This window comes from Mycolicibacterium sp. P4_G11, assembly GCF_056555145.1.
Window position 1 is genome coordinate 746,250 of sequence record NZ_JBFUJW010000001.1, and the last position, 20,606, is coordinate 766,855.

Consider the following 20,606-nt stretch of genomic DNA (forward strand, 5'->3'; position numbering starts at 1 on the left):
CATGGTGGTCGCGAGTTGTTCCGGACCACCATGCCGACGGCGTTCAGTAGACGGGATTGAAATAGTCGGTGCCGCCGACCGGGCATTCAACCTTGGCTTTCCACGTCGTGCCCGTCTGAATGCCCGGGAACCACAGGTTGTGGCTTTGGCCTGCCTGCAGCTGGAACGGAACCTTGTACACCGGCAAGGGCTTGACCGCCTGCCAGCCGAACCACGGTTCGGCGGAGTAGAAGCACAAGCCTTCGCTCCCGGTCGAGGTGATCTGGACCGTGACGCCCGCGGCGTCACTTGTCGTATCGATCGCAGACAGGGCCTGCGCGGTTCCTGTTCCGAGGAACAACACTGCCGGGGCGGCCAGGGCGGCGGCTGCCGCGCCAAGGGTGGCGGTGACGGACTTCGTGCGATTGCGCTTGGTGTTCATGATGTGCTCGTCTTTCCAGGTTTGCGGCTCTGGTTGAGCCGCTCTCACTGGTAAGAGGAGTTACGTCGCGCGAGTCTGACACTTTTTCGCGAAGGACTCACCGCAGGGCAGACCAGCAACAAAAAATCGCGGCCAGTCGAGATGACTGGCCGCGATTGTTGTGTGGGTGCCTAGGACTGCTCTTCGTTCTTGTCGGCGGCGACAGCGGCGAAGACGTCGGTGTCGGCGCGATCGCCCTCGCCGCGGCTGCCGTCGTGCTTCGGCGGCGGCGGGGCGTGGCGGTCGATCAGCCAGCGGCCGAGCGATACGCCGCAGACGCCGCCCACGAAGACGATCAGCGCGGTGAACGCGGCGAACGTGGTGACCTCGGCGGCCAGCGCGTCGACGTAGATGTTGTCGTAGACCTGTCCGATCAGCCAGGCGACGAAGCCGCTCACGACGCCGGCGAACAGGCCGCCGACCAGCCATGCCATGGCCAGGTCCTCGCGGCGGTCGGGGTCGGGCTGCGCCTTCGCGTCGTTCTGTCCGTCGAACACGCCCCAGGCGAATGCGGCGATGATGTACAGCACGACCAGCGTGATGCTGATCATCAGAGACTGTTTTTCCCAGGCCCCGATCATCGCGCCTTGCAGCAATCGGACGATCACCATCAACGCCGCAAAGACGATTCCGCGCAGCAACCACTTACTCATGAGCAGACAGCGTAGCGAGTAGCGTCACATATCGTGACAATTTCCCACCGGCGCCACATTCTGCGTCGCCAGCTGGCGGCCGCCGAGCTGGATGCGATCCTGGTAACCGACCTGGTCAACGTGCGTTATCTGTCCGGATTCACCGGATCCAACGCTGCCCTGCTGATTCCCATTGACCAGGACAAAGACGGGGACACCTTTGTCCTCGCCACCGACGGGCGGTACCGGACGCAGGCCGCACAGCAGGCCCCCGACGCGCAGATCGTCATCGAGCGGGCGTGCGCACCGCAATTGGTGCGCGCTGCCGAAGCCGCCGGAGTGAAGCGGCTCGGCTTCGAAAGCCACGTCATGACGGTCGACGCCCATGCGGCACTGCAACGCGTCAGCGGCGACATCGAGCTGGTCCGGGTGCCCGGCATGGTCGAGTCACTGCGTGAGGTCAAGGACGCCGGCGAGATCGCGATCCTGCGGCTGGCCTGCGAGGCTGCCGACGCCGCGCTCACGGACCTGATCGAATCCGGTGGGCTGCGGGCCGGCCGGACCGAGAAGGAGGTCGGCCGCGAACTGGAAGCGCGGATGCTCGACCACGGTGCCGACGGCCCGTCGTTCGAGACCATCGTCGCGACGGGCGCCAACTCGGCGATCCCGCACCACCGCCCCACCGACGCGGTGCTGGCGGCCGGCGACTTCGTGAAGATCGACTTCGGCGCGCTGGTCGAGGGCTACCACTCGGACATGACCCGCACGTTCGTCCTGGCGCCCGTGGCGCAGTGGCAGCGCGACATCTACGACCTGGTCGCGATGTCGCAACGCGCGGGCCGGGAGGCGCTGGTGCCGGGCACCACGTTGTCGGCCGTGGATCGGGCGTCGCGGCAGGTCATCACCGATGCCGGCTACGGCGAGCAGTTCTCCCACGGGCTCGGGCACGGGGTCGGGCTGCAGATTCACGAAGCGCCGGGAATCAACTCCGCCGCCGCCGGTACACTGCTTGCTGGCTCTGTGGTAACCGTGGAGCCCGGTGTCTACCTGCCCGGCCGGGGCGGCGTCCGGATCGAGGACACGCTGGTCGTGGGCAGCGATACGACACACACACCTGAGTTGCTTACCCGGTTCCCCAAGGAACTGGCCATCCTCTGACGACAGAGAGCTAGGAGCAGTACCGACCGTGGCATCTACCGCCGACTTCAAGAATGGTCTTGTCCTCAACATCGAGGGCCAGCTGTGGCAGATCACCGAGTTCCAGCACGTCAAGCCCGGCAAGGGCCCGGCCTTCGTGCGCACCAAGCTCAAGAATGTGCTGACGGGCAAGGTCGTCGACAAGACGTTCAACGCCGGCGTGAAGGTGGAGACCGCGACCGTCGACCGTCGTGACGCCACCTACCTGTACCGCGACGGCAGCGACTTCGTCTTCATGGATGCCGAGGACTTCGAGCAGCACCCGCTGTCGGAGGCCCTGGTGGGCAACGCCGCCGGCTTCCTGCTGGAGAACCTGCAGGTGCAGATCGCGTTCCACAACGGCGCACCGCTGTACCTGGAACTGCCCGTCAGCATCGACATCGTCGTCGCACACACCGAGCCGGGCCTGCAGGGCGACCGCTCGAACGCCGGCACCAAGCCGGCCACCCTGGAGACCGGCGCCGAGATCCAGGTCCCGCTGTTCATCAACATCGGCGACAAGCTGAAGGTGGACACCCGCGACAGCAGCTACATCAGTCGGGTCAATGCCTGACCGTCGTTCCGACAAGGGTCGGCACCAGGCGCGCAAGCGCGCCGTCGACCTGCTGTTCGAGGCCGAGGCCCGCGGGATCACTGCGGCCGAGGGTGCGAAGCTGCGCAACACCATCGCCGAGAGCGACCCCGAGGTCTCGGCGTTGAACCCGTACACGGTGACCGTTGCCGACGGTGTCACCGAGCACGCGGCGCACATCGACGACCTGATCTCCGCGCACCTGCAGGGCTGGACGCTCGAGCGGCTGCCCGCGGTGGACCGGGCGATCCTGCGCGTCGCGGTGTGGGAACTGCTGCACGCGACGGACGTGCCCGAGCCGGTGGCCGTCGACGAGGCGGTCGAGCTGGCGAAGACGCTGTCCACCGATGAGTCACCCGGTTTCGTCAACGGTGTCCTCGGCCAGGTGATGCTGGTGACGCCGCAGATTCGGGCGGCCGCCGCGGCAGTGCGGGGCGAGTAGCAGTGGACGAACCGCAGGACTGGGCGCCGTACTCGAGTGTCGAGGACGCGGCGAAGGTCTACCTGCGGGATCCGGAGCTGGCGCTCGAACAGCTCCGCTCTGTGGTCGATTTCCGGTCGATCAAGTCCTTCATCATGTCGCGCGGCGCGTCCGAGGAGTCCTGGGGCGACGCCGTGTGGCAGGAGGTCGTCCTCACCGACGGTGAGCGGTTGATCATGTGGCGGGCCGACGACGACGCCAGCGGCGAGGACGAACAGCTGCGCCGGACGTTGGACACCTCGGTGCGGACCATCCTGCTGTCCACCATCACCGACCACATCCTGACCACCCAGTTCGAGGTGTTGGCCGACGGCACCCGGCGACTGGCCGAGGTCCGGCTGCGGATGTACACGCAGCTGATCACCCGCAGCCGGCAGAAGTCCGCGATCGACACCGATTTCTTCTGCGAGTCGTTCCGGTACACGAAGTCCGTCGACGACGGCGGCCTGGCCCAGATGCAGCGGCTGCTGCAGTTCGGCCGGGAGCTTTCACACGCGCTCTAGCCCGGCCGGAAGTGGTCGCGTGCCTGTTGGGTCTGATCACTACTCATCGAGCGTGGGGGATGACGTGACAATTCTGCGAATTTTCCTCGTCAACCCACACGCTCGGCGTAGCAGTCGCCCTCCCGGACACTGGGACCATTCGTGACGCAGGTCTCAGTAACACCGTTACAGTCGAACGATGGGAACCCAGCCGAGACTGATCGCCGAAGTCGGCGAAGACGGACTGCACCTGCACGCCTGCTGCCTCTGTGAAGCCATGTGCGGCTTGGAGATTCAAGTGACGGACGGCAAGGTCGCCGGCATCCGGCCCAACAAGGCCGACGAGTGGAGCGCGGGCCACATCTGCCCCAAGGGCGCCTCCCTGGGTGCGCTGCACCAGGACCCGGACCGGATTCGCCGGCCGATGATCAAGGTCGACGGCCAGTGGCACGAAGTCGACTGGGATACCGCGTTCCGCCGCTGTACCGAACTGCTGGCGCCGGTCATCGAGAAGCACGGCATCGGCGCGGTCGCCGCGTACACGGGAAACCCACTCGCGCACTCGTTTTCGCTGTCGCGGTACGCCGCGATCCTGCTCGGCCTGTCCGGCATGCCGATCACCTATTCGCCCGGCACCATCGACCAGTGGCCGAAGAACCTGTCGTCGCACCTGATGTACGGGAGCTGGTGGGCCTTCCCGACCCCGGACCTGCAGCGCACCGACCTACTCGTGGTGATGGGCGCCAACCCCGCGGCCTCGCAGGGATCGCTGCTGGCCGCCCCCGACATCATGGGCATCATCGGCGGAATCCGGAAGCGCGGCAAAGTGATCGTCATCGACCCCGTCCGCACGCAGACTGCCGCCAAGGCCGACGAGTGGCTGCCGATCACCCCGGGCACCGACGCGGCGCTGCTGCTGGGCGTCATCCACGCGGTGTTCGACGAAGGGCTGGCCAACCTCGGCCAACTCGAGCAGCACCTCGACGGGGTGCCCGAACTGCAGCAGGCCGTGGCCGACTGGTCGCCCGAAAGAGTCTCTGCCGCAACAGGTATCGAGGCGCAGCGAATTCGGGAACTGGCCCGCGAGCTGGCCGGCACGCCCCGCGCCGTCGTCTACGGCCGGATCGGCACCTGCAACCAGGAATTCGGCAGCCTCGCCAGCTGGCTGATCGACGTCGTCAACATCGTCACCGGACACTTCGACGTTCCCGGCGGCGCGATGTTCGCCACCCCGACCGCCTGGACCGTCACCAGCCAGACCATCCCGGGCCTGGAGGACGGGGCCGCCAACTTCGGCCGCTACCAGACCCGGGTCCGCGGCGCCAAGGAAGTGCTGGGCCAGGTACCGGTCTCGTGCATGCTCGAAGAGATCACCACACCGGGCGAGGGTCAGCTCAAGGCCCTGATCACGGTGGCGGGCAACCCCGTGCTGTCGACGCCGGGCGGCGACAAACTCGACGAGGCGCTGCCGCACCTGGACGCGATGATCTCGGTGGACCTGTGGCTCAACGAGACCACCCGGCATGCCGACGTGATCCTGCCCGGCCCGTCGGCACTCGAGCAGGCGCACTCCGCCGACCTGCTGCTGGGCGCGGCCATCAACAGCTTCGCCCGGTACTCGCCGCCGGTGTTCCATCGCGAGGACCCCGATGCGCCGGAGGAGTGGGAGATTCTGATCCGGCTCACCGGGCTGTGCACCGGCACCCCGGCCGAGGATGTCGACATCGCCGCGCTGGACGACGGCTGGTTCGACTACCTGTGCTTCACCCAGGGGCTCGACGGCGCCGAGATTCGCAAGAAGTACGACCGCGGCGGCCCGGAGCGCATGCTCGACCTGACGCTGCGGACCGCCGCGTTCGGCGACCGGTACGGCGAGAACCCCGACGGGCTGACGCTCGAGAAGCTCAAGGCCCACCCGGACGGCATCAACTACGGCCCGATGGTGCCGCGGGTGCCCGAGGTGCTGGGTACCGCGGACCAGAAGATTCGCCTGGCGCCGCAGTATCTGCTCGACGACCTGCCGCGGCTGGTCGCGCGGCTCGAGCGTGCCGACGACGAGCTGGTGCTGGTGAGCCGGCGGCATCTGCGGTCCAACAACTCCTGGCTGCACAACGTCGGTGCGCTGATGAAGGGCCGCGACCGCTGCACGCTGCTGATGCACAGTCGCGACGCTGCCGAGCGGGGCATCGTGGACGGTGACGACGCCGAAGTCGCCTCTGGTGCCGGGAAGATCGTCGTGCCCGTCGAGGTGACCGACGCGATCAAGCCGGGTGTGGTGTCCATGCCGCACGGTTGGGGGCACGGACAGCCGGGCACCCGGCTCGGTATCGCCAACGCGTCGCCCGGCGTGAACACCAACATCCTGTCGCTGCCGGACTTCATCGACGAGCCGTCGGGTAACGGTGCGCTCAACGGGATTCCGGTGACGGTGTCGGCCGTGGGGAGCCAGGGAATGCGGCACCCGCTGCGCTGAGCACCGCGGCGAAGTACGCGAATGCGCTGATGTTTCCGTGTACTGGCAGGTCGATGCTGGCTAGCATGAGACAAGTCGATCCTCTGAGCTGGAGCGATCTTGGTGTGAGCGAGCTGGTGCCGACCGGAACGGTGACGCTGCTGCTCGCTGATGTCGAGGGGTCGACCCGGTTGTGGCAGACCCAGCCCGAGGCGATGACGGCGGCGATCGCTGGGTTGGACCGGACGTTGGCCGAGCTGGTGTCGGCGCATCACGGAGTGCGGCCGATCGAGCAGGGTGAGGGCGACAGCTTCGTTATCGCGTTCTCGCGTGCGTCCGACGCGGTGGCGTGCGCGCTGGCCCTGCAGCTGGCGCCACTTGCCCCGATCAAGATGCGGATGGGCCTGCATACCGGAGAGGTGCAGCTGCGCGACGAGGGCAACTATGTCGGCCCGACGATCAACCGGTGCGGGCGGTTGCGCGGTTTGGCGCACGGCGGCCAGACCATCATGTCGGCCACGACAAGCGATTTGGTGATCGACCACCTGCCCGCTGATGCCTGGCTGACCGACCTGGGCAGCCACACCGTCCGTGATCTGCCTCGTCCGGAACACATCATGCAGCTGTGCCATCCCGACCTGCCGATCGAGTTTCCGTCGCTTCGGACATCGGATATCGGTGCGGCACAGCATCTTCCGGCGCAGCTGACGAGCTTTGTCGGTCGCGAGGGGCAGCAAGCCGAGGTACGGGGTCTGCTCGGCGCGGACCGGTTGGTGACGCTGACGGGCGCGGGAGGAGTCGGTAAGACACGGCTTGCCCTACAGGTGGCCGGCGGGGTGGCGGCCGAGTTCGGTGGTGGCGTGTGGTTCGTCGACCTGGCGCCGATCACCGATCCGGCCCTCGCGGCGCTCGCAGCAGCACGTGCATTGGGTCTGCCGGACCAGCTCGGGCGTTCGGCGACGGACACCGTGGTGCGTTTCATCGGAGACGGGCACGTGCTGGTTGTGCTGGACAACTGTGAGCATCTGATCGACGCGGTTGCGGCGCTGACCACTGCACTGCTGGGCGGATGCCCTGGTCTGACGATCTTGGCGACCAGTCGCGAACCGATCGGCGTCCCCGGTGAAGTCAGCTGGCGGGTGCCGTCGCTGTCGCTGGCCGGCGAGGCTGTCGAGTTGTTCGCCGACCGCGCCAGACATGCCCGACCCGACTTCACCGTCACCGATGACGACCTGACGGTGCTGGAGATCTGCCGCCGCCTCGACGGCATGCCGCTGGCCCTGGAACTGGCTGCGGCGCGGGTGCGGGCGCTGACGGTGTCCGAGATTCTCGATGGCCTGCGTGATCGCTTCCGGCTGTTGACCGGTGGTGCGCGGACCTCGGTGCGCCGTCAACAAACCTTGCAGGCATCAGTCGATTGGTCGCACGCGCTGCTGACCGACCTCGAACGGCTGGTCTTTCGCCGACTCGGGGTATTTGTGGGTGGATTCGATCTGGATGCTGCCGAAGCCGTCGTGGGTGACGCGTCGTTGCGCCGCTACCAGGTGCTCGATCTGCTCGCGCTGCTGGTCGACAAATCTCTTGTGGTGGCCGAAAACCCCAGCGGCCGAACGCGTTACCGGTTGATGGAGACGGTGCGGCAGTACGCCCTGGAAAAGCTGGGTGAGTCGGGCGAGGCCGCCGAGGTCCGTAACCGCCATCGAGACCACTACGGCGCGACGGCGATGCTGCTCGAAGAACCGCTCACCGAAGGGCTCAGGCATCGGGTCGAGCGGACCGCGGCGGAGATCGACAATCTGCGGGCCGCATTCGTCTGGAGCTGCGAAACCGCAGACGCAGATGCGGCATTGCGGCTGGCGTCGGCACTGCAGCCCGTCTGGCTGTGCGGGCGCATCATGGAGGGGCTGTCGTGGTTCTACAGCGTCCTCAACGACCCGAGCGCGCAGTTGGCGCACGTCGGACCCGCTGTCCACGTCCGCGCACTCGTGGACACCGCGTACCTCACCTCGGTACTGGGACTACCGGACACGCTGGAACGTGCCCAACAGTGGTTGGGCATTGCCCGAGAGGCCGGCGAGCCGCGACTTCTGCTGCGTGCGTTGCTCACCTGTGGCTCCACTGCCGCTTTCAACCCCGACGTGGCGCGCCCGTACCTCGCTGAGGCCGGCGAGCTTGCGCGCTCGGCCGGAGACAGCCGGAGCCTGAGCCAAGTCTTGTGGTGGCAGTCCTACGTCGCTGTCCTGGCGGGTGCCCCTCAAGTATCGCGCCAGGCCGCCGAGGAAGGCTACCGGCTGGCCGACGAGATCGGCGATCGGTTCGTCTCCCGGATGTGTCGGTCGCGGCTTGGCACCGCACTGATGTTGCAGGGCGAGTTGGCTGCCGCTGCAACGCAATTCCGTGAACTGATCATCGAGTCCGAGACGGCCCACGATCCGTTCGCGCAGGTCGGTCACCTGGCGCACTTTGCCAATACCCTGACGTTTGCGGGCGACCCCGATGGCGCGCGGGCAGCGGCGCGGAAAGCGGTCGACCTGGCGGCTGAGTTCGGGGGCTTCATGGAGGGTGCTGCCTACGCGCCCCTGGCTCGCGCCGAGCTCGCCGCGGGAGACGCCGAAGCCGCGGCCGAGGCAGCGGAGATAGCCAGGCAGCGCTGGGCCGCGTACCCGCTGGCGGCTGCCCACGGCAACCCGATCGCCGATGCCGCGCTCGCCTGCGGAGATGTGGTTACGGCCAAATGTCATGCCGACGAGGCGGTTTCGCGGTCCACCGGCGTATACGCCGCGATGGCTCTGTTGACCCGCGCGCGGGTGGAGATCGCGCAGGGCAACGTCGAACATGCAGAGCGCGACGCGCACAAGGCGATGGCCGTGGCTGCCGCCCTCGACAACCACGTGACGACCGCGGATACCTTGGAGTGCCTTGCCTCAGTCGCGCGTGACTCCGACAGCCACCGCGAAGCCGCTCGACTGTTCGGCGCCGCGGATGCTGTGCGGCGCCGAATCGGCGTGGTCCGGTTCAAGGTTTACGACGCTTGGTATGACGCCGCCGTCGCTGCGGTTCGTGAGGCTCTGGGCAACAGCGATTTCGACGCTGCGTGGGCCGAGGGGGCGGCGCTGTCCACTCAGGAGGCGATCGCGTACGCGCAGCGGGGTCGCGGCGAACGCAAGAGGCCGGCGAGTGGTTGGGCATCGCTGACCCCAGCCGAGCATGACGTGGTTCGGCTCGTCAGTGAAGGGCTGGGGAACAAGGAGATCGGTGCGCGGCTGTTCGTTTCGCCGAGGACGGTGCAGGCCCATCTGACGCATGTCTACACCAAGCTCGGCTTGTCATCGCGGGTGCAACTGGCGCAGGAGGCCACCCGCCACGGATGAACCTCGGTGCCACCGCGAGTTTCGATTCATCGAGATTCGAACTGTCGCAGGTTTTCGAGGTGGCGCAATGGTCGTTGAAGGTGGTGTTTGCACTGGTCAGCGCGGTACCGGGGCGGCGCAATGCGGGTACTGTCGAGCCACCCGATTTGCGGGGGCAGACCTGACACCTGCAGGTCCCTACGGTCAACCGCATGTCAACGTCGTCCCCGTCGCTTCGCTCGCCCCAGCCGACCGATCCGACCCCGCTGCGCCGGCGCGCCGACCGCGCCCGGCAGGTGGCCGACGTGCTGCGACATCAGGTGCGCGACGGGATCTACTCGGACGGTCTGCCCGGCGAGGCCGAGCTGGTCGCCGAGTTCTCGGTATCCCGCAACACCGTGCGCGAAGCCCTGGCCATCCTCAAGGCCGAAGGACTGATCGACCGGGGGCCGCGAGTCGGCACCCACGTCGCCCAGCGCAAGTACGATCACGGGCTGCACGCGCTGGTCGGTCTGAAGGAAACCTTCAAGGACTTCGGCGAGGTCCGCAACGAGGTCCGTGCCGCGACGCAGCTGCCGGCGCCCGCGGCGGTGGCACGCCGGTTACAGCTGGGTCCCGGTGAGCCCGTCGTCTTCATCGAGCGACTGCGCTACCTGGGCGACCTGCCGCTGAGCCTGGATCTGACATACCTGGCGCCCGACATCGGCGCTGCGGTGCTCGAGCACTCGCTGGAGACCAACGACGTGTTCGCGTTGATCGAGCAGGTCACCGCACAGCGGCTGGGCACGGCGGACATTGCGCTGGAAGCGGTTTCGGCCGATCCGCACACCGCGGCCACCCTGGACATCCCGGCCGGGGGAGCGATTCTGATGCTCGAACGGCTCACCACGCTCGACGACGGGCGCCCCGTCGACCTCGAATACATCCGACTGCGTGGTGACCGAATCACCATGCGCGGCAACCTGTTACGGAGTGAATCATGACGCTGGTCAACAACCAACGAGTCGATGTCCCGGTGACGATCGACGAGTCGCTCTGCATCGAGGGCTGCACCCTGTGCGTCGACATCTGCCCGCTGGACTCGCTGGCCATCAACCCCGACAACGGTAAGGCCTACATGCACGTCGACGAGTGTTGGTACTGCGGGCCGTGCGCCGCACGCTGCCCAACCGGCGCTGTCTCCGTCAACATGCCCTACCTCATCCGCTAAGGACTCCAGCCCAATGACAAGCAAGCATCTCGCCCGGTTTTCCGCCCTGGCCGCCAGCGTCGTGCTGGCCGCCACCGGCTGCTCGGTCGATTCGGCCGGCAAGGACGACAACGTCGTCAATGTGGTCGTCGGCTACCAGTCCAAGACCATCAACACCGTCACCGCCGGGACATTGCTTCGTGCGCAAGGCTATTTGGAACATCGGCTCAGTGACATATCTGCTAAGACCGGCAAGAAGTACCACGTCGAATGGCAGGACTACGACACCGGCGCACCGATCACCGCCCAGATGGTCGCCGAGAAGATCGACATCGGATCGATGGGCGACTACCCGATGCTGATCAACGGGTCCAAGACCCAGAGCAACGAACGCGCCAAGACCGAGCTGGTGTCGGTGACCGGGTCCAGCCCCACCGGATCGCTGAACATGGTTGTGGTGTCCCCGGATTCGCCGGTGCAGTCGCTGAATGAGCTGGCCGGCCAGAAGGTCTCGGCCAGCGTCGGCTCGGCCGGTCACGGCACGCTGGTCCGGGCGCTGTCGAAGATCGGCATCGACCCGAAGACCGGCGTCGAGGTGCTCAACCAGCAGCCGCAGATCGGCGCGTCGGCACTGGAATCCGGCCAGGTCAAGGCCCTTTCGCAGTTCGTCGCCTGGCCGGGGCTGCTGGTCTTCCAGAACAAGGCGCGGCTGCTGTACGACGGGGCCGAGCTGAACTACCCGACCTGGCACGGCGTCGTGGTGCGACGGGCCTACGCCGGTGCGCATCCCGAGGTGCTCGACGCCTTCCTGCAGGCGCAGCTCGACGCCACCGACTTCCTCAACACCAAACCGCTCGAGGCCTCGCGCATCGTCGCGCAGGGCAGCGGCTTGCCACAGGAAGTCGTGTACCTGTACAACGGCCCCGGCGGCACCCGGTTCGACACCACGCTGAAGCCATCGCTCGTGGATGCGCTGAAAGGCGATGTGCCGTACCTGAAGTCGATCGGTGACTTCGCCGATCTGGACGTCACCAAGTTCGTCGAGGACGGACCCTTGCGCAAGGCGCTGTCCGAGCGGGGCCGCGACTACAACACCGAGGTCGCCCGCACCGCGAATCCGTCGGTGGTGCACGGTACCGACCCGGTGTGCAACATCGCGGCCGACAACCCGGCACTGGCCGGTGAGCTGTGGCTGGACGGTTCGGACACCACGCAGCCGGCGGCCAACCCGACCTGCTTGCTGAAGGCGATCCGTGCGGCCGAGGCCACGGGCGCCAAGGTGCGTGCCGCCTACGTGCCGGACGCCGAATTCGGAACGCGTTGGCTGGCAGACAAATCGGTGTGGGTGCAGCAGGGTGCGGAGTTCGTCCCGTTCGACACCGCCGCAGGTGCGCACCGCTACCAGGCGGCCCATCCCGGTTCGTCGGTGGTGACGTACCAGCAGGCTCTGGTCGGTGCGGCATGACGGCAATAGCCGGCGGCGTCGAAGCGGCGGTGTCATTGCCTGCCCGCACCGCCGAGGCTGAGGTGGCGCGGCGGCGGGTTCCGGCCACCTGGCGCAGTTACGCCATCAAGGCGCTGTCGGTCGCTGCGGCCGTGGGCATCTGGCAGCTGCTCACCGCGGGCCACGTCCGGTTCTGGCTGCGGTTCGACAACCTGCCGACCGTGACCCAGATCGCCGCCAAGTTCGTCGCCTCCGTGGGCACCGGCCAGTACTGGCTGGATCTGACGCAGTCGGTGATCCGGATCGTCAGCGGCTTCGGACTGGCCGCGGTGATCGGCGCCGGCGTCGGGATCGCGCTCGGCCGGTCTCGGCTGTTCGCCGACATCGTCGGACCGTTGACCGAGCTGGCCCGACCGATTCCGGCCATCGCGCTGGTCCCGGTGGCCATCCTGCTGTTCCCGACCGACGAGGCCGGCATCGTGTTCATCACGTTCCTGGCGGCGTTCTTCCCGATCATGGTGAGCACCCGGCACGCGGTGCGAGCATTGCCGACGCTGTGGGAGGACTCGGTGCGCACCCTCGGCGGTTCGCGCTGGGATGTGTTGCGGCAGGTCGTCTTTCCGGGTGTGCTGCCCGGGCTGTTCGGTGGATTGTCGGTCGGTATGGGTGTGGCCTGGATCTGCGTGGTGTCCGCGGAGATGATCTCCGGCCGGCTCGGTGTCGGCTACCGCACCTGGCAGGCCTACACCGTGCTGGATTACCCGAGCGTCTTCGTCGGCATCATCACCATCGGAGCCCTGGGCTTCGGCACGTCGGCCGCGGTGGAACTGATCGGCCGGCGGCTGACGCGCTGGCTGCCGCGTGGTGAGGAGAACGCGCGATGACCGCTGTAGTGACCGAGCCCAGGATTGCGGGCCTGCGCCTCGAACTCGACCGAATCCGGTTGTCCTACACCGGCGAGCCGGTCGTGGACGGGCTGAGCCTGACGGTGCAGCCGGGGGAGATCCTGGTGCTGACCGGGCCGTCGGGCTGTGGCAAGTCGACGGTATTGCGGGCGCTGGCCGGGCTGCTGAAGCCCGATGCGGGGCGGGTCCTCGCGGACGGCGCGCTCGTGACCACCACGTCGCGGGACCGCGGCATGGTGTTCCAGGACAGTGCGTTGTTGCCTTGGCGCACCGTGCGATCCAATATCGAGCTGGCGCTGCAGCTGCGCGGTGTGCCGCGTGCCGGCCGCCGTGAACGTGCCGAACGCTGGATCGACGAGGTCGGGCTCACCGGGTTCGCCGACTTCCTGCCGAAGAGTCTGTCCGGCGGCATGCGCCAGCGGGTCCAGCTGGCCCGTGGACTGGCCGGGGCGCCGCGGGCCGTCCTGATGGACGAGCCGTTCGGTGCGCTCGACGCCAAGACCCGGAATGCCATGCAGCACCTGCTGATCGACACCTGGCAGGCCCATCCGACCACCGTCGTATTCGTCACCCATGACGTCGATGAAGCCCTCGCCCTGGGTGACCGGGTGGCTGTCCTCGGCCGCGCCGGGCAGCCGCTGCGCGCGCTGCTCGACGTTCCCAGTCCCCGTGATGCCGATGTTGCCCGCACCGAGCTGCGGGCCGAAATCCTTGGAGCACTACACCAATGAGCACCCTCGAGGTCCCCGACCTCGCCACTCCCGTCCGCCTGGACTGTGACGTCCTGGTGATCGGCGGCGGCACCGCCGGCACCATGGCGGCGCTGACCGCCGCCGAGAACGGCGCCCAGGTGCTGCTGCTGGAGAAGGCCCACGTGCGGCACTCCGGTGCACTGGCCATGGGCATGGACGGTGTCAACAACGCCGTCGTCCCGGGCAAGGCCACCCCGGAGGATTACGTCGCCGAGATCACCCGGGCCAACGACGGAATCGTCAACCAGCGCACCATCTATCAGACCGCGACCCGTGGCTTCGCCATGGTGCAGCGGCTGGAACGCTACGGCGTCAAGTTCGAGAAGGACGAGCACGGCGAGTACGCGGTGCGCCGGGTGCACCGCTCGGGTTCGTATGTGCTGCCGATGCCCGAGGGCAAGGACGTCAAGAAGGCGCTGTACCGCGTGCTGCGGCAGCGGTCGATGCGCGAGAAGATTCAGATCGAGAACCGGCTGATGCCGGTGCGCGTACTGGTGCAGGACGGCAGGGCGGTCGGGGCTGCTGCGCTCAACACGCGCACAGGCGAATTCGTGACGGTCGGGGCCAAGGCCGTCATCCTCGCGACCGGAGCCAGCGGCCGGCTGGGCCTGCCGGCCTCGGGATATCTGTACGGCACCTACGAAAACCCCTGCAACGCCGGTGACGGCTACTCGATGGCCTACCACGCCGGGGCGGAACTGTCGGGCATCGAGTGCTTTCAGGTGAACCCGCTGATCAAGGACTACAACGGACCGGCCTGCGCCTACGTCGCCAATCCCTTTGGCGGATACCAGGTGAACGCGTTGGGAGAGCGGTTCGTCGACTCCGACTACTGGTCGGGCCAGATGATGTCCGAGGTCAAGAGCGAGATCGAATCGGCCCGCGGCCCGATCTATCTCAAGGTCACCCACCTGCCGGACGAGACCATCACCGCGATGGAGAACATCCTGCACACCACCGAACGCCCGACGCGCGGCACGTTCCACGCCAACCGCGGACACGACTACCGGACCCACGACATCGAGATGCACATCTCCGAGATCGGTTTGTGCAGTGGGCATTCGGCGTCCGGGGTGTGGGTCGACGAGCACGCCCGTACCACCGTGCCGGGGCTGTACGCGGCCGGTGACATGGCGTGCGTTCCGCACAACTACATGATCGGGGCGTTCGTCTACGGTGACCTGGCCGGCGAGCACGCCGCGTCCACGCTCGCGGACGTCGAAGCACTCGGGGATCTTCCGCAGGATCAGCTGGCCGAGGCGCATGAGCTGATCTACCGTCCGCTGCGGCATCCGGACGGCCCGCCGCAGCCGCAGGTCGAGTACAAGCTGCGCCGCTTCGTCAACGACTATGTGGCCCCGCCCAAGACGGCGACCAAGCTGTCCATCGCCGTGCGCACCTTCGAGCGGATGGCCGAGGAGATCGAGCAGATGGGCGCCCGCACCCCGCACGAGCTGATGCGGACGGTCGAGGTGTCGTTCATCCGGGACTGCGCCGAGATGGCGGCCCGGTCGTCGTTGACGCGAACCGAATCGCGGTGGGGTCTGTACCACGATCGCGCAGACATCCCCGAGCGCGACGACGAAGAGTGGCGCTATCACCTGAACCTGCGCAAGGACGCGAACGGGGAGATGGAGTTCCTGAAGCGGCCGGTGGCACCGTATTTCGTGCCGGTGCCCGACCTGGACCACCTGCCGTCGGACCACGCGGTGCAGCACGTGCACCAGCCGGACCTGGTCGGCGGCAAGGCGCCGGCGACCGCGGGATCGCGCCTGCGGCCGACCGAACCGGCGACGCCGCCGTCGCCGCGTATCGCACAGGTGATCGCGCTGGAGGAACCGGCGCTCGCCGATCTGGCGGGGTTCCTGCAGGACTCCGACGCGGGTGTTCGCCGCGCCGCTGTCGCGGTGCTGGTGGAGAACCTGCCGGACGGCTACCAGCCGCCGCTCGTCGCTGCCCTCGGCGACGACGACGGCGCGGTGCGGGCCACCGCGGCCGATGCCCTGCGGGAACTGGTCGAGGTGTTGCCCGATGCGGCGGCAGTCGCCCCGTACCTGGCCTCCGCTGACCCGGTGGTGCGGGCGGTGACGCTGTACGTCCTGAGTTCGCGTCGCGCCGGTGCGGCCCCCGATTACCGTGCCGCCGTGACGGATTCGGACCACCGCGTGCGCATCGAAGCAGTACGGGCGCTGGTCTCGGTCGATGACGTCGACGGCGTGGCCGCGGCAGCGGCCGACGACAACCGTGAGGTGCGGATCGCGGCCGGCAACGGGCTGGCGACGCTGCGGTCCGGCGCCGACACGGTGCGGGAGTTGCTGGCCGACCGGGACCCGCTGGTGCGTGCGGCAGCGCTCGCCGCCCTGGCCGCCGTCGGCTGCGCCGAGCAGGATGTGCCGGAAGTGCAACGCGCCCTGCGGGAATCAGCGTGGCAGATTCGTCAGGGCGCGGTGCGGGCACTGTCCGGCGCGGTGCCGGCGGTCGCGGTCGAACCGCTGTCGCAGGCGCTGCACGACCCGCACTTGGACGTGCGCAAGGCCGCGGTGCTCAGCCTGACCCGGTGGGCCGATTCCGAGGAGGCTGCCCGGACGGCGCTCGGTATCGCGCTGGAAGACGGTGATGCCGACGTGCGGGCCTACGCCCGGCACGCGCTGGCGAGCTCCTGAATCCGGGCGAACGGCCGCTCGGCCTCCAGCAGGAAGGCCAGCTCGAGCAGGGTGCGTTCATCCCCGTAGGCGCCGGACAGTTGGACGCCGACAGGTAGGCCGTCGGGGGACCGGTGCAGCGGCAGCGAGATCGCCGGGGTGCCCGCGATGTTGTTGAGCGGGGTGTACGCGACGTACCGGCGTAGGCGGTCGATGAGCTCGGGGAAGTCGACCGTCGGCGCGAGGTAGCCGATGCGGGGCGTGGTGTGCGAAAGCACCGGCGAGAGCACGACTTCGTGCCGCTCGAACATCCGCGCGTACTGGTCGGCGATGCCGCGCAGCCGCAGCAGCGCGCCCGGGGTGCGGTGCAGATTCCGGCGGTGATGAGCACGCAGCCCCAGGCTCAGGCCGTCGGCCTTGGCGGCGTCGAAGGACCGGTCCAGGATCAATCGGCCGGTGCCGACCGCGAGATCGGCCAGCAGCGCCCAGTATTGGACGAAGTCGTCGGCGAACTGGGCGGTGACCGGCAGCGAGATCGGCTCGACGACGTGGCCGGCGGCCTCCAGCAGCGCCGCGGTGTCTTCGACTGCTGCGCGGGTGGCGTCGTCGACCGATTCACCGGTGACGCTGTCGAACAGCACGCCGACGCGAAGGGTGCGCTGCGCCGGTCCGCTCACCCGGCCGATCGGCGCCAGTTTCGGGTTGCGCCAATGGTTCTCGCAGGCGGCGAGGTACGCCGCGGTGTCGCGGACACTCCGGGTCAGGACCCCCTCGGAGATCATGTTGATCGGCAGGTGACCGGCCTGCTCACCGTCGCGGTGCCGGCCCCGGCTCGGCTTCAGACCGACCAGACCCGCGCACGCGGCGGGGATACGGATGGAGCCGCCGCCGTCATTGGCGTGCGCGATGGGCACGACGCCCGCGGCGACCAGCGCGGCCGAGCCGCCCGACGAGGCGCCGACCGAGTACTCGGTGTGCCACGGGTTCCGGACGGGCTCCCCGGTCATGTATTCGGTCGTGGCGTTGAAACCGAATTCGGGCATCCGGGTCTTGCCCATCAGCGTCATGCCGGTGCTGAGCAACTGTGTGGTGTAGGCGCCGTCCTTCTTCGCGGGCCGGGCCGTGAACGCCTCCGAGCCGTGCGTGGTGGGCAGGCCGGCGACGTCGGTGTTGTCTTTGATGAACGTTGGGACACCGAAGAATTCGGCGTTCGGATCGGTGCTGTGCCGCGGCGGCGTCTCGCACGCCACCGCCTGCAGTTCGGGATTGACGAGCCGGGCGCGGGCCGTGGCGGCGGCGGCCAGTTCATCCGGACTGACCTGCATGTCGCGAACCAGCTGGGCCAGGGCGACGGCGTCGTGGTCACCGAGCGCGTCATCACCGAAGGCATGGATCGTTGTCATGGGTGGTCTCACTCTCCGAGTACTTGTTGTAGGTAGTCGTTGGCGAAAGTCCGGCTGGGATCGAGCTTTTCGCGGACCGCGAGGAAGTCGTCGAACCGGGGATAGCTGTCTCGCAGGTCCGCGGCGGTGCGGCCATGCATCTTGCCCCAGTGCGGTCGCCCGTCGTAGCGGCGCATGATCCGCTCGACCGCGGCGAAGTACTCGGTCGGGTCGTCACGTACATAGCGGTGCACCGCGAGGTACGCACTGCGGCGCCCATACGCGGTGGACAACCAGTTCTCGTCGGCGGCGGCTGCCCGGACCTCGATGGGAAAGCCGATACGCCAGCCCCGTTCGGCGATCAGGCTGCGCACCTCGTCGAACGCGGCGCCCACCGACTCGTAGGGGACGGCGTACTCCATCTCGCGGAACCGCACCCGCCGCGGTGAGGTGAAGACGCGGTCGGAGCGCTGCGTATGCTCACGGTCGGACAGGAACCGGGTGACGGTGCGGTTCAGCGTGGGCACGGCGGCCGGCAGTGCGCTGCCCACCGCGCAGATCGCACCCAGCACACCGTTCTCCACCACTTCCTCCTCGATCCATTGCGAGATCCGGTTGGTGGGCTCGAGCTGGGTGTAGGCGGGCAGCCGGATGTTGGCCTTGGTGAACGCGACGTCGGTGTGCGGGAACCAGAAGAATTCGAAATGGTCTGTCTGCGTGCAGCGTTCATCGAACGCGGCGACGACGTCGTCGACCGGTTCGACACGTTCGATGGCGTGGATCGCGAACCCGGGGACGCACTGCAGCGTCACCTCGACGATGATCCCCAGCGCGCCCAGGCCGACCCGGGCCGCCGGCAGCAATTCGCTGCCCTGCTCCTGATCGATCCGGACCAGCTCGCCGGTGCCCGAGACCAGGGTCAGCCCCACCACCTGGGTTGCCAGGCCACCGAAGGTCAGACCGGTGCCGTGGGTGCCGGTCGAGATGGCTCCCGAGATGGTCTGGCGATCGATGTCGCCCATGTTCTCGAGTGCGAGTCCATGCGTCGCCAGCAGTTGCGTCAGCTGCCACAGCGGTGTCCCGCCGCCGACGGTGACCTGCTTGCGGTCCCGGTCGACGGCGATGACACTGGCCAAGGCGCCCAGGTCCATTTGAATATCGGGCGCGACGGCGATGCCCGTGAAGCTGTGCCCGGAGCCGACCACCTTGACTCGGCGGCCGGCCGCGCTGGCGCGGGTGACGGCGTCGCACACCTCCGCGACGGTGGTGGGCCGCAGCACCTCCGTCGGCTGCGCGGTCTCGCACCGACCCCAGTTGGTCCACTGCTGCCCGCTCATAGGAACGTCTGCCCTTCGCCTCGGTAGGTGAGCGTGGCACCGACGGTTTTTCCGTTGTCGACCAACAAGAATCGGTCGACGTGCTCGCTGAGCTCACCGGCCTTGCAGTGCCGGAACCACACGCGGTCGCCGATTTTCAGTGCGGCAGCGGCCTTTCCGGTGACCGGCGTCTGCACCTCCCCGGCCATCTCCGCCGGCAGCAGACTCAGCCCCGGCGGCCAGACCGGCAGCGGCACCCGATCCTTGGCCGGCGGTCCGGATGCGATCCAGCCGCCGCCGAGCACCGTCGCGATCTGCGGTGTCGGCTTGCGTACCACGGACAGCGCGAACGCGGCAGCCGGCGCGGGTGTGAACCCGCGGTACGTGTCGAACAGGTGGGGGCCGAAAAGGCCACTGCCGGCCGCGATTTCGGTGACCGCGGGATCCGAGGCGGTGAACTCGATCGATCCGGTACCGCCGCCGTTGACGAACTCCAGATCCGCCACCTGCCGCACCGCGGCCACTGCCAGACCGCGACGTTCGAGCAGTTCGTCCTTGGAACGTCGCTGCATCCAGCGGACCAACTGCGACCGTGCGGCCTGGCCCCGGACATCGTCACCGACCCCGGCGATCTGAGCTTCGTAGGACATGAGGCCGACCAGCGAGAAGCCTGGGCGGGCGGCGATGGCCGCGGCCAGGGTGCGGGCCTGAGCGGCGGTGTGGACGGGGGAGCGGCGCACCCCGAGATGCCCGAGCGCGGGTGCCTGCCATGAGGCGTCCAGATCCAGGCAGACCCGCAGCGCGGGCCGCGCCGCCGGTGCGGCGACGTCGTCGATCAGATCGAGTTGGGCCGGGTCGTCGACCATGAGTGTCACCCGCGCCGCCAACTCCGGCGACGCCGCCAAGCGGGCGATCGCGGCGCGGTCGGCAGTCGGGTAGCCGACGACGACGTCGTCGTGCGGCGGGTGCTCGTCGTCGCCCTGGGCCAGCCACAGCGCCTCGGGCAACGTGAAGGCCAGCACGCCCGCATAGCCGTCGAGGGCTGTGACGCCGTCCAGGATCGCCCGCGACCGAACCGATTTGGACGCCACCCGGATCGGCGTCCCCGCCGCGCGGCGGCGCAGGTCGTGCACGTTGTGGTGCAGCGCGTCGAGATCGATGGCTGCGAACGGCGGGTCCAGATGTGCAGTCGCCGCCGTCAATGCCGGCCAATACGTGTCGGAGCGCGCCCACGACCCCTCGACAGAGGGCGGCTTCGACAGATCGACCGGCAGTGACGTGACCATGGATCGGGAGCTAACCGCATGTCGCTGGGTGCGCACGAGGGCATTGGTGACCACAATGGGGGGAA

The 20,606-nt window shown here is 68.1% G+C and carries 17 protein-coding genes; 12 read left to right on the forward strand and 5 right to left on the reverse strand.

Annotation, left to right across the window (positions count from 1 at the left end; all coding sequences use genetic code 11):
• Window positions 1-43 precede the first annotated feature (43 nt).
• Window positions 44-421 carry a hypothetical protein gene (locus tag AC1U2B_RS03695; protein ID WP_480215699.1) on the reverse strand — a complete coding sequence of 126 codons (378 nt, stop codon included), beginning with the start codon at window positions 419-421 and terminating at the stop codon, window positions 44-46.
• Window positions 422-591: 170 nt separating this feature from the next.
• The gene (locus tag AC1U2B_RS03700; protein ID WP_480215700.1) at window positions 592-1,113 is read right to left on the reverse strand and encodes a B-4DMT family transporter; all 522 of its coding nucleotides are present in this window, start codon (window positions 1,111-1,113) and stop codon (window positions 592-594) included.
• A gap of 33 nt (window positions 1,114-1,146) precedes the next feature.
• Here AC1U2B_RS03700 and AC1U2B_RS03705 point away from each other — a divergent pair, with 33 nt between their 5' ends.
• From AC1U2B_RS03705 to AC1U2B_RS03760, 12 genes are all read left to right on the forward strand, one after another.
• Window positions 1,147-2,250, forward strand: a complete 1,104-nt coding sequence (locus AC1U2B_RS03705) for a M24 family metallopeptidase (RefSeq protein WP_480215701.1) — start codon at window positions 1,147-1,149, stop codon at window positions 2,248-2,250.
• A gap of 28 nt (window positions 2,251-2,278) precedes the next feature.
• Complete coding sequence (gene efp, locus AC1U2B_RS03710) at window positions 2,279-2,842, forward strand: elongation factor P (protein WP_071287305.1); 564 nt, start codon at window positions 2,279-2,281, stop codon at window positions 2,840-2,842.
• Window positions 2,835-3,302 (forward strand): transcription antitermination factor NusB, encoded by a 468-nt coding sequence (gene nusB / locus AC1U2B_RS03715; protein WP_043392729.1) that lies wholly within the window; start codon window positions 2,835-2,837, stop codon window positions 3,300-3,302. Before efp ends, nusB begins: the two co-directional genes overlap by 8 nt.
• Before the next feature lie 2 nt (window positions 3,303-3,304).
• Window positions 3,305-3,844 (forward strand): hypothetical protein, encoded by a 540-nt coding sequence (locus AC1U2B_RS03720; RefSeq protein ID WP_071287306.1) that lies wholly within the window; start codon window positions 3,305-3,307, stop codon window positions 3,842-3,844.
• A 178-nt stretch (window positions 3,845-4,022) separates the two neighbouring features.
• Window positions 4,023-6,296, forward strand: a complete 2,274-nt coding sequence (locus AC1U2B_RS03725; RefSeq protein WP_480215702.1) for a molybdopterin-dependent oxidoreductase — start codon at window positions 4,023-4,025, stop codon at window positions 6,294-6,296.
• Between the two features lie 53 nt (window positions 6,297-6,349).
• Entirely contained in the window at window positions 6,350-9,646 is a 3,297-nt protein-coding gene (locus tag AC1U2B_RS03730; protein WP_480215703.1) for a LuxR C-terminal-related transcriptional regulator, read from the forward strand.
• Window positions 9,647-9,837: 191 nt separating this feature from the next.
• Complete coding sequence (locus AC1U2B_RS03735) at window positions 9,838-10,608, forward strand: GntR family transcriptional regulator (RefSeq protein ID WP_480215704.1); 771 nt, start codon at window positions 9,838-9,840, stop codon at window positions 10,606-10,608.
• Window positions 10,605-10,835: a 4Fe-4S dicluster domain-containing protein gene (locus AC1U2B_RS03740; protein WP_260939115.1), complete on the forward strand. Its 231-nt coding sequence runs from the start codon at window positions 10,605-10,607 to the stop codon at window positions 10,833-10,835. Before AC1U2B_RS03735 ends, AC1U2B_RS03740 begins: the two co-directional genes overlap by 4 nt.
• A 13-nt stretch (window positions 10,836-10,848) precedes the next feature.
• On the forward strand, window positions 10,849-12,279 hold the full coding sequence (locus AC1U2B_RS03745) for an ABC transporter substrate-binding protein (protein WP_480215705.1): 1,431 nt from the start codon (window positions 10,849-10,851) through the stop codon (window positions 12,277-12,279).
• The gene (locus AC1U2B_RS03750) at window positions 12,276-13,142 is read left to right on the forward strand and encodes an ABC transporter permease (RefSeq protein WP_260972037.1); all 867 of its coding nucleotides are present in this window, start codon (window positions 12,276-12,278) and stop codon (window positions 13,140-13,142) included. The genes AC1U2B_RS03745 and AC1U2B_RS03750 overlap by 4 nt, the downstream gene beginning before the upstream one ends.
• A complete protein-coding gene (locus AC1U2B_RS03755; protein WP_480215706.1) occupies window positions 13,139-13,894 on the forward strand; it encodes an ABC transporter ATP-binding protein in 756 nt (251 codons plus the stop codon). Before AC1U2B_RS03750 ends, AC1U2B_RS03755 begins: the two co-directional genes overlap by 4 nt.
• Entirely contained in the window at window positions 13,891-16,578 is a 2,688-nt protein-coding gene (locus AC1U2B_RS03760; protein ID WP_480215707.1) for a fumarate reductase/succinate dehydrogenase flavoprotein subunit, read from the forward strand. The genes AC1U2B_RS03755 and AC1U2B_RS03760 overlap by 4 nt, the downstream gene beginning before the upstream one ends.
• Here AC1U2B_RS03760 and AC1U2B_RS03765 read toward each other — a convergent pair.
• From AC1U2B_RS03765 to AC1U2B_RS03775, 3 genes are read right to left on the reverse strand one after another with little or no spacing between them, the layout of a single operon-like run.
• Window positions 16,548-17,960: an amidase gene (locus tag AC1U2B_RS03765; RefSeq protein ID WP_480215708.1), complete on the reverse strand. Its 1,413-nt coding sequence runs from the start codon at window positions 17,958-17,960 to the stop codon at window positions 16,548-16,550. The genes AC1U2B_RS03760 and AC1U2B_RS03765 overlap by 31 nt on opposite strands.
• Window positions 17,961-17,968: 8 nt before the next feature.
• Window positions 17,969-19,276, reverse strand: a complete 1,308-nt coding sequence (locus AC1U2B_RS03770) for an FAD-linked oxidoreductase, L-gulonolactone oxidase family (RefSeq protein WP_480215709.1) — start codon at window positions 19,274-19,276, stop codon at window positions 17,969-17,971.
• Window positions 19,273-20,541, reverse strand: a complete 1,269-nt coding sequence (locus tag AC1U2B_RS03775) for an amino acid deaminase/aldolase (RefSeq protein ID WP_480215710.1) — start codon at window positions 20,539-20,541, stop codon at window positions 19,273-19,275. Before AC1U2B_RS03775 ends, AC1U2B_RS03770 begins: the two co-directional genes overlap by 4 nt.
• Window positions 20,542-20,606 lie beyond the last annotated feature (65 nt).